This window comes from Occallatibacter sp. (genome assembly GCF_049582745.1).
GTDB lineage: Bacteria > Acidobacteriota > Terriglobia > Terriglobales > Acidobacteriaceae > Telmatobacter.
Map to the genome: position 1 here is coordinate 19,496 of NZ_JBAUUO010000028.1, position 7,573 is coordinate 27,068.

Annotated in this window: 6 protein-coding genes; 2 read left to right on the forward strand and 4 right to left on the reverse strand. The window is 59.7% G+C overall.

Translation table 11 applies throughout. From position 1 onward, the window contains the following. Window positions 1–62: 62 nt before the first annotated feature. From WCA10_RS03595 to WCA10_RS03610, 4 genes are all read right to left on the reverse strand, one after another. Window positions 63–2,294 carry a fused MFS/spermidine synthase gene (locus WCA10_RS03595; RefSeq protein ID WP_472821122.1) on the reverse strand — a complete coding sequence of 744 codons (2,232 nt, stop codon included), beginning with the start codon at window positions 2,292–2,294 and terminating at the stop codon, window positions 63–65. Between the two features lie 147 nt (window positions 2,295–2,441). Further along, window positions 2,442–2,972, reverse strand: a complete 531-nt coding sequence (locus WCA10_RS03600) for a hypothetical protein (protein WP_472821123.1) — start codon at window positions 2,970–2,972, stop codon at window positions 2,442–2,444. A 96-nt stretch (window positions 2,973–3,068) separates the two neighbouring features. Beyond that, on the reverse strand, window positions 3,069–4,415 hold the full coding sequence (locus tag WCA10_RS03605) for a sigma-54-dependent transcriptional regulator (RefSeq protein WP_472821124.1): 1,347 nt from the start codon (window positions 4,413–4,415) through the stop codon (window positions 3,069–3,071). Between the two features lie 25 nt (window positions 4,416–4,440). Beyond that, a complete protein-coding gene (locus WCA10_RS03610; protein ID WP_472821125.1) occupies window positions 4,441–5,319 on the reverse strand; it encodes a sensor histidine kinase in 879 nt (292 codons plus the stop codon). Between the two features lie 343 nt (window positions 5,320–5,662). On the opposite strand from WCA10_RS03610, the gene rph reads away from it, so the two are divergent. After that, window positions 5,663–6,406, forward strand: coding sequence for a ribonuclease PH (rph, locus tag WCA10_RS03615; RefSeq protein ID WP_472821126.1), 744 nt, complete (start codon window positions 5,663–5,665; stop codon window positions 6,404–6,406). 456 nt (window positions 6,407–6,862) lie between these two features. Continuing rightward, window positions 6,863–7,327 (forward strand): nuclear transport factor 2 family protein, encoded by a 465-nt coding sequence (locus tag WCA10_RS03620; RefSeq protein WP_472821127.1) that lies wholly within the window; start codon window positions 6,863–6,865, stop codon window positions 7,325–7,327. The last annotated feature ends 246 nt before the right edge of the window (window positions 7,328–7,573 follow it).

The window sequence follows — 7,573 nt, forward strand, 5'->3', positions numbered from 1 at the left end:
CGGCAGCGGTACATCGAGTCACAATCGGCTCAGGATCACACAGTGCGGGCGGATTCATGTGCTCAGTGCCAGCGAATCACGCTCAGCAGGTTGGAGTAGTCATCCGTCCAGACGCGCTCTCCCGGATTTCCTTCCAGAGCCCTCCAGTGCGACGGAGCCGAGGGAGACGCCTGGAGCAGCTCCAGATCCTGCCGCGAACGGGCCATCACCACCCACTCGGAGGCAAACTTGCCTTCGGCTGCCTGCTCGGCCGTCACTTCGGTGTCGGTCTCGTCCATGCACACAAGCCTCGCATCGTGTGCGAGGTTAGCCAGCTTCGGCGGCAGGTTCACGTAATGGTTGGTCACGTGGAAGAGGATGATGCCGCGGGGCGCCAATTTGCGCAGATAGAGCGCTACGGCTTCGCGCGTCAGCAGGTGCATGGGAATCGAGTCGCCGCTGAAGGCGTCGAGAGCGATCAGGTTGTAGGAGCCGTCGGGAGTGTCTCTTAATTGCAGGCGCGCGTCCCCCAGAACGAACCGCGCTTTGGGCGCGCATCGCTCCAGAAAGGTGAAGTACCGCGGGTTGCTCGCAGCCCTCAGGACAACCGGGTCGATTTCGTAATAGGTAAGTTGCTTTGCCGAATCTCCGAGGCATGCCATCGATCCGGCGCCAAGTCCCACTACGGCCACGCTGGCGTGCGGATTGCACTGGCTCAGCGCTGCCATGACGTTACCGGCGGGCCCGCCGCGTGTGTAATAGGAAAGCGGTTCACTCGCCCGCGCGGTGTCGAGGCTCTGCATACCGTGCAGTGTACCGCCGTGCAGCAGGTAGCGGTAGCGGCCCGACGCATCGTTCGTGACGCGTGTTACCCCAAAGTAGCTGCGCTCGCTGTCGAGAATATGCCCGTAAGGTCCGATGTAAAAATGCGCCGCAAGCAGAATCGCCGCCAGGCCGAGAGCGAAACGCAGCGAACGCATGCAGAAGCTGAAGCACACGCTGGTTGAAACGGCGAATACAACGATCGCAAGAATCAGATGCGTCGCTTGCGGCAGACGGTCAAGGCCAATGAAGAACATTGCGGTCGCGGCCCCCAGCAGAATCGGCAGCACCCAGTCCTTTCGCCGCGCGGACTTCGCCGCGTCGCCGCTTAACACAGGGGCGCCCACTGTCGGACGCAGGAAGGCGGCGAGCACCAGCGCGATCGGGAACTCAAGTACAGAGTGGAAGGCGGCCGGCGCAACCAGCGAGTTGAAGATCCCGCCCAGGACACCGCCCACGGAGATCCACAAATAGAACTCCGTAAGGAAGTGCACCGCCGGGCGCTCTCGCGACAACTCGCCGTGACACACCATGGCGACGCAAAACATCAGGGCAAGGTAGAGCGCGATCAGCACCAGCAGAGAAAATGTGGTTTCAAGCAGCTGGGGAATCAGAGCACAGAGGACGAGGGCAGGCATGCGCCGCGCCATCCATTCATGGGAGATCAACTGGCGTCGCGCAAACACCAGAATGAAGCTGATCAGATAAATGGCGAGCGGTAGCACCCAAAACAGCGGCAGCGAAGGCACATCCGTCGTAAGACGCGTGGTTACGCCCAGCATCAGGCTCGACGGAACGAAGGCAAGGGCGACCCAGCGCAGCTTTTGCTTCCAACCGGGCGGCGCCGCGCCTTCTTCCGGCCTGTTCGGCTCCAATCCGGCATGCTGGCCAATCCAGCTGCGGGACAACACGCCGCAGAGGATCACCATCACCGCAAACAGCGGAAAGGCCCTGCTCCACAGCAGCCTTTGTGTGCTGAGGCGGAGCATGGGTTCCAGGAGCAACGGGTAGGCCAGCAACCCGGCCAGGCTGCCCGCGTTGCTTGCAGCATAAAGAAAGTAAGGATCGGCCGAGAGTCTGTGCCGCGAGTTGGCAAACCAGTACTGCAGTACGGGCGCCGTGGAGGAGAGCACGAAGAAAGGCAGTCCCACCATGACGAAGAGGACGGCGAGCAGCCATACGGTAGGGTTCGCACTGGCTGGCGGCTGCCAGCCTGGAGGCAACGCGACCGGACGCACAAGCAGGATGGCGCTGGCCGCAAGCACCAGCGCGATGTGTAGTGCCGCCTGCATCGCGCGGTTCAGGTAACGGATTGCGCCATGTGCATAGAGGTATCCGGCCAGCAGCATTCCCTGAAAGAACACCATGCACGTGTTCCAGACAGCTGGAGTTCCCCCCAGCATTGGCAGCATCAATTTGGCAACCATGGGCTCGACGACGAACAGCAGGGCCGCGCTCAGAAACATCGAGATCGTAAAGATGACCACAAGCATGTGGAGATGCTCCGCGTATTCGGCAGACCCTGAGCTGGGCAGAGATGATAACTTTCCAAACCTTACCACGGAAGATGCCGGGCTTAGCCGCTGATCGGTGGCCGTCAAATTGCGAACGTGCCGGAGTTGGAGAGCCTTTCGTTTTTCTCAGCGATTGGTCAACGAGGTACCTGCCGCTCGAACGATTGGGGCTGGTGCCGATAACTGCTCCCGCAGTGTTCCGGCAAGATCGACAACCATGCGGAGTTTTTCCGCAACCGCATCTGGCACTCCGCTCTGGGTGAGAGCCAGTTGCGAATGCAGCAGCAGCCCGGAGACGGTGTTTTTGAGGTCCATTTCGATCGACGCAGAAGCCGCCTTGAGGGCTACCGTCTGCTCGCGCTCGCGCCGTTGCAGCGCTGCACGAATCTCGCGGATGATCCTTGCCGCTCCGGAGACGGCGAAGTTGATCTGCAATGGAATAGCCAGGCCCGATCGTTCCCAGATTGCATCCGCGGCTGCCGGGTCACATTCAGCCAGGGTCTCATCGACCACTACGGCCGAGAATTCTTTATGGCGCAGCACCGCGAGAGCTGTACGTCGGCCATCGGCAACGTCGACTTTCATTCCAAGCTGTTTCGAGAAAACCTCGGCGCAATTGCGAATGCCTTCGATGCCACTGATGATCAGAATGCTCATATCTTCCTCAATTTCGATGATCACGGTTATTCGATTGGCCCCGCGCGAGCAGATATCCCGGCTGCAGGGCTTTGCGCCTGACCTGCCGATGCTTTGCTAATTGCTCCGCATCGGATCGCTGATTCCGTATTCCTTCAGCTTGCGGTAGAGGGTGGTTTTGCCGATGCCGAGCAGTTTTGCCGCGGTCAGCTTGTCGCCCTGTGTGCTACGAATCGCGTCGAGAATGGCGCGCCGCTCCTGCATGGCGAGCGGTAGAATCGCGGGCAACGAAGCGTCATTCTGTTTTTTCCCGTTCAATGCCGCGGCATGGAGCGCGGCCAGCGGCGCATGCTGCAATTGCGTAGGCAGATGGCCCAGTTGGATTTCTCCTCCCGATGTCATGGTGGCGCCATGTTCGACCGCGTTTTCGAGTTCGCGCACATTGCCCGGCCAGTCGTAGTGCATCATGGCGCGCAGGGCTTCGTCGTGAATGCTGAATCTTGCCGGATGGCCCTTGTTGATCTTGTTGAGAAAGTGCGCGACCAGCATGGGGATGTCGTCGCGCCGATCGCGCAGCGGGGGCAGGCGCAAATTCACGATGTTCAAGCGGTAGTAAAGATCCTTACGGAAGGAGCCATGTTTCACCATCGCGGCCAGGTCGCGATTGGTAGCGGTAAGGATGCGCGCCTTGATGGGGACGCGATGGGTGGCGCCGACGGGCCTGACTTCGCGTTCCTGCAGGGCCCGCAGCAGCTTGGCCTGGAGGTCGATCGAGAGTTCGCCGATCTCGTCGAGAAAGACCGTTCCACCTCCAGCGGCGACAAGCAGGCCGTCCTTGGCATGATTGGCGCCGGTAAAGGCGCCCTTGACATAACCGAAGAGTTCGCTTTCAACGAGTGTGGGAACCAGCGAACCGCAATCCACGGGCAGAAACGGCTTCTCGGCGTTGGGCCCGAAGGTGTGGATGGTGCGAGCGATGAGTTCCTTGCCTGTGCCGCTCTCGCCCAGGATCAGGACCGGATGGGTGGTCTGCGCAACCTTCGAAAGAATGCGATAGAGCTTGTCCATCTGCGCCGTATGGCCGATGATCTGTCCCATGCCTTCGTGCTGGCGAAGACGCTCCCTGAGCTGCCGTGCCTGCACATCGACGCGGGTTTGACCGCCGGCGCGCTCCAGGGCCGACGCGAGTTCGTCGACCGTAAACGGTTTGTTGAGATAGTCGGATGCGCCGCAGTGAACCGCGGCCAGAGCCACGCTGGCGGAGTTCACAGGCGCCATCGCAATGACCGCGATGCTGGGATAGAGCGCCTTGATTTCGGCGACGGTTTCCAGGCCTGATTCGCTGTTTCTGTGCAGGTCGATCAAGATGATGTCTGTCGAGAGCCGGACGAGGGTTGACTGCACGCGGTCGATGTTCGCGATCCCCCTGGCTTCGTATCCTAGACCTGCCGCGAGCCAGATCACGTGTGTGTTGGAATGTGGATGAGCGCTATGCCTTTTGCAAGGGCAACTCGATCTGAAAACATGCGCCCACCGGGTCACGGTTCGCAGCGTGGATTGAGCCCCCGGCAGCCTCGACGATGGAACGCGTGATGGAAAGGCCAAGGCCGCGGTGGGGCAACGGCCATTCGCCCGATGCAAAGACATCGCGGCTGGGCACAGAAGAGTTCCTGGGTTCGAAGAGCTTTTCCAGCATTTTGCCGTTCAGGCCGGGACCGTTGTCTTCCACGTTCAGGGTCACCCCCGGAGTATTCTGCTCGCCCAGGCTCTCCCAGAGCGAAATGTGGATTCTGCCGATGGCGGACATGGCCTCTGCAGAGTTTTTAACGAGGTTGATGAGGATCCGTGTCAGGTCCTCGCTGGTCATGCGGACTGCAACAGCGCCGCCCTGGGCGTCAACAGTTAGAGCAATGGTGGGGCCGGCGAGAGCGGCCAACAGGTTGCGGTTGGCTAGCAACTCCTCGGCCAGATTCTGGATGGGCTCGACGGGAATATTCTTCCACTGCTTCGTCTTTGTCTTCTTCAGTGAAACCGGCGAAAGGTCGGCATTGATCCTCGCTTCGCCGGCCTGCGCATTGGTGGGTGTGTCATCGAAATTCGCGGAGACGAGCTTGTCGACGAGGCGGCGGCTGGCGGCGGCTACGAGTCGCAGTTCACCGCTGTAGTGCGCGAAGGATGCGGCGAGAACGCCGGGTTCCTGGAGCAGGTCGCAATAGAGGTCGAGCGCGGTGACCATGTTGCGGGCGTCGTGGGCGATCTCCGCCACGTTTTCTCCGTGGCTGGCAAGGGTTGAGAGGACCTCCACTACCTTGTCGACTTGATGTTGTTCCGTTGCGCCAATCTCACGTAATTGTTCAATCTGCTGCATGGTTTGATCCCTTTCCCGTCATCGAGTCCGAACATTCGAAGGCTCCCAAACCGGGAGCGTAAGAATGAGGACTGTCCTTTCCTAATACACGCAGCGTGCCAAATTCGGACAATCTGGTTAAGACATTCACATGATGAGGTTTATGCGGATTTGGCCGGATACAGGACAGCGACGGACCGTAGAGGGAAGTGGACCGATTTGGGACTCCTCTGGAGAGGAGTGGTCTTAAATCCCTTAAATGAAACGAGTTGCATCCAAATCGGCTCGGCTTTCCCGAATTGGTCCTTCCCGGAATGGGATTTCCGTTTCCGGATTGCCTGACGCGGTCTCGTACAATCGGCCTATGAACCGCGCACCCGATAGCACCTTTTTTCGTCCCGGAGATCGCAAACCAAACCAGCTTCGCACTTTAACGCTGACGCCGGATTTTGTGCAGACGGCGGAGGGTTCGGTGCTGGTAACGCTGGGCAACACCCGCGTGCTGACCAACGCAACCATCGAGCAAGGGGTGCCGGTGTGGCTGCGCAACTCCGGCCGGGGGTGGGTGACGGCGGAGTACTCGATGCTGCCGCGGTCGACGGTGACGCGGACGCCTCGGGAGAGCGAGCGGGGCAAGATAGGCGGGCGCACGCACGAGATTCAGCGGCTGATCGGGCGGAGCCTGCGGGGCGTGGTGGACATGCATGCGCTGGGCGAGCGGACGGTGATTCTCGACTGCGACGTAATTCAGGCCGATGGCGGCACGCGGACGGCGGCGATCACCGGGGCGGCGGTAGCGCTGGCGATTGCGTTGAACGCGCTGGTGAAGGCGGGAACGCTGAAGCAGTCGCCGCTGAAGCAACTGGTGGCGGCGACGTCCGTGGGCATCGTGGGCGGTGTGCCGCTGCTGGATCTCTGCTACGAAGAGGATTCGAAGGCCGAGGTCGATATGAACGTGGTGATGACGGCGGACGGCGGGCTTGTGGAGACGCAGGCAACGGCGGAGAAGGGAAGCTATTCGCGCAGCGACCTGAACGGGCTGATCGATCTGGCGGAGACGGGGATGAAGGAAATATTTGCGGTGCAGCGAGCTGCCCTGGAGAGGTGAAGCATCGCGGTTTCGGGTGTCTCGCCGAAAGACATGCTTTTAGCCCAAAGTCCTGATTTCATTCGAGTTAGCTTGAGAAGGGGCCAGTGTAAACCGTTGAAAACGAAGGACTTAAGTTCTAAAGTATTCAACAATAAGCCCTTAGCGGGTGATTTCGACGATTTGCACTACTTTTAGGGCAAACCGTCTCGTATTGTGGTGCGCAACACCAAGGAATGGACCGCAGGCACGTGACCCACGGGCTACCCGATTCATCCCTATTTTGTTTGGCTACAGATACAAGTGTAGGGAATTCGCAGAAATAATCTGCAAAAGTGCCGGGAATTTTTTTCGCAATCGAATGTGCGAGATAGCGCCGCTCGGCCGTGGCCGGGTATTGACAACAATGAGGCAATTTCCGCGCATGGCTGGGATGGGGCGTGTTTCCCGGGATTTTCGCAAGATAGACTGGCGAGCATGAAGAAGCACGCGCCGCAGGTAGTTTTCTTTTTGGGTACGATTCTGGCAACAAGCCTCGCCGCCCGTGTGTTTGCGCAATCGGTGGAGGAGCAAGCCGTGCTGGCGCTGATCCATGCGCTGTTTGATGGCATGTCGAAACGAGATGCCGCGGCGATCAAGGCGCCCACGATGCCGGGCGGCACGATGGTGCTGATGCGGGACGGCAAGCCCACGCGGATGGCCTTTGAAGCCTTCGCGGAGCGCGTAGGTAAGCCCGGTACGACACAGATCGAAGAACGCATTCACGATCCCCTGATCCGGATCGATAACGATCTGGCCGTGGTGTGGGCGCCGTTCGAGTTTCTGGTGGATGGCAAGGTCGATCATTGTGGAACAGACCTGTTCAACCTGGTTCGTGTCGACGGAAAATGGATGATCGCGAGCGTTGCCGATACCGGAACGAAAGTCTGCTCGAAGAAGTGAAGACTTACGCGCACTGCAGCCTGGACCTGCTGACGTTGTGAAGGGCTTTATCGACGAGTGCATTGCGATAATGCGTTCGCTAACGCTCGGAGGAAGATTGAAGGATTGAAGGACGTTTGAACTAAGTCGCTGGCGCGACGGCCGCTGCGGCATGGGCTTTTCCTGAGCATTGTTGGCTGTGTAAGCCTCGGGTCACAGGAGGTTTACCGTGACCCATCTTCGGCAGATGATGCTGGATGAACTCCA

Coding starts and splice junctions, on each gene's coding strand:
- WCA10_RS03595 (WP_472821122.1), bottom strand. CDS start 2,294: ATGCTTGTGGTCATCTTTACGATCTCGATGTTTCTGAGCGCGGCCCTG.
- WCA10_RS03600 (WP_472821123.1), bottom strand. CDS start 2,972: ATGAGCATTCTGATCATCAGTGGCATCGAAGGCATTCGCAATTGCGCC.
- WCA10_RS03610 (WP_472821125.1), bottom strand. CDS start 5,319: ATGCAGCAGATTGAACAATTACGTGAGATTGGCGCAACGGAACAACAT.
- rph (WP_472821126.1), top strand. CDS start 5,663: ATGAACCGCGCACCCGATAGCACCTTTTTTCGTCCCGGAGATCGCAAA.
- WCA10_RS03620 (WP_472821127.1), top strand. CDS start 6,863: ATGAAGAAGCACGCGCCGCAGGTAGTTTTCTTTTTGGGTACGATTCTG.